The sequence below is a fragment of the Aedoeadaptatus nemausensis genome (genome assembly GCF_903819165.1).
Lineage (GTDB): Bacteria > Bacillota > Clostridia > Tissierellales > Peptoniphilaceae > Aedoeadaptatus > Aedoeadaptatus nemausensis.
In genome coordinates this window covers 1-1,817 of the sequence record NZ_CAIJCS010000072.1, presented here as the reverse complement: position 1 = coordinate 1,817, position 1,817 = coordinate 1, and the positions used below count along the sequence as shown (strand labels likewise).

Genomic DNA, 1,817 nt, shown 5'->3' with positions numbered 1-1,817 from the left:
CCTTATAAATGCAAAGGCTAAGGCAGAATCATGGAAATTAAATAATTGATTAAACGATAGATAATGAGACTGGTATTAGGCTAGTCTCTTTTTTTTTGCCTATCAACACTTTTTAATAGAGGTGTTGATTTACATAAAAAACTAATTTAAAAAGCCAATCAATTAAATTGCATCAAAATAGAGAGGGTTAGTGCACGCTTTAAAGAGCGAGACGATCACTTTAAAATACTAGTATTCATGAAGTAATTATCGTTGTTCTCTTTTTATTTAATCTGTCTATTTCGATATTTATATTAATGGCAATAAATTTTACTCAAAAACACTCTTTTTGTCCTAAGGAATATAGAGGAAAGAAAACTAAGGTTAAAAATAGCCTTAATTTCTTTGCCTGTGATATAGGAGGTGGAGTATGAGAGTAGAGAAGTTTGAAGGTAGACAAGAAATTATAAAAACTGAATACACTGAAAGGGATTTAAAGGCAGAGCTTAATTTCTATCTATCGGATAAGTTCATCCAGGATCTCTTTCTTTTAGATGAAATTAGCCTTGAAGAATATAGAAAAATTAGGAGAGAAAACATTAAAAAATTCAGACCTATTCTTTCAGAATTATTGCTATAAGACTTGATAAATACTCACTTGTACGGGAATATAGCACTAGCAGAAAGGAGGTTGAATGGATGAAAAAGATAACAAAAATAGAAGCGAACCAAAAAGAAAAACCTACATTAAGAGTTGCTGCTTATGCAAGAGTATCGACAGATGAGGACGCTCAGCTTGTAAGCCTTAAAACACAAAAAGCACACTATGAAAAGATTATATCTGAGAACAAGTCATATACTTTTGCAGGTCTATACTTTGACGAAGGCATTACTGGAACTAAGAAAGAATGTAGAGACGGTCTTCTAAAAATGCTAAAAGACTGTGAAGACGGGAAAATAGATTTTATCCTAACGAAGTCAATCTCAAGGCTTGCAAGAAACACGACAGATTGTTTGGAAATCGTAAGAAGACTCCTTGACCTAAATATTGGTATCTATTTTGAAAAAGAAAATATTGATACAAGAACTATGGAAAGCGAGTTGATGTTATCCATACTTTCATCACTTGCAGAAAGTGAGTCCAGGTCTATATCAGAAAATAACAAATGGTCCATAAAGAAAAGATTTCAAAATGGAACGTTTATTATATCAAGCCCACCTTATGGCTATGAGAATATAGACGGAAAGATGGTAGTGAATGAAGAAGAAGGAAAAATAATAAAAGAAATATTTGAACAGTATCTTTCAGGTAATGGAACGCACAAAATTGCAGAAGACTTAAATAAAAGAAAGATTAAAGGACAAAAAGGAGCAAGCTGGCACGGGTCGACTATAAATGGAATCTTAAAAAATGAAAAATATATAGGCGATGTCATCTACCAAAAGACCTATACAGATGATACTTACAAGAGGCATAAAAATAATGGAGAAGAAGACCAGTATAAGATTATAGATAACCATGAAGCCATTGTAAGTAGAGAGGACTTTGAGAAAGTTCAAGACCTAATAAAGATAAGGGCTATAGCAAAAGGAAATGGAGAAGACACTAAAAGATATCAAAATAGATATAGCCTATCAGGGAAAATAAAGTGTGGCGAGTGTGGATCAACATTTAAAAGAAGACATCACTATAATGGAAAAGTTAGATATATAGCTTGGACTTGTAGTGAGCACCTAAGAGATATTAATAAGTGTTCTATGAAGTTTATTAAAGACAAGGACATAAAACTAGCTTTTGTAACTTTAGTTAACAAGCTAATCTTTGGAAAAGATAGTAT

At 32.1% G+C, this 1,817-nt stretch carries 2 protein-coding genes; both read left to right on the top strand.

What is annotated here, in order from left to right; genetic code table 11:
* Positions 1–409: 409 nt before the first annotated feature.
* Positions 410–619: an SHOCT domain-containing protein gene (locus tag PEPTYR26121_RS08985; RefSeq protein ID WP_077074768.1), complete on the top strand. Its 210-nt coding sequence runs from the start codon at positions 410–412 to the stop codon at positions 617–619.
* A 59-nt stretch (positions 620–678) separates the two neighbouring features.
* The coding region (locus PEPTYR26121_RS08980; RefSeq protein ID WP_180501090.1) for a recombinase family protein at positions 679–1,817 on the top strand (1,139 nt) is incomplete at its 3' end.

What these genes read in the sequence shown, in the direction of transcription:
- PEPTYR26121_RS08985 (WP_077074768.1), top strand. Translation starts at nt 410, where the DNA reads ATGAGAGTAGAGAAGTTTGAAGGTAGACAAGAAATTATAAAAACTGAA.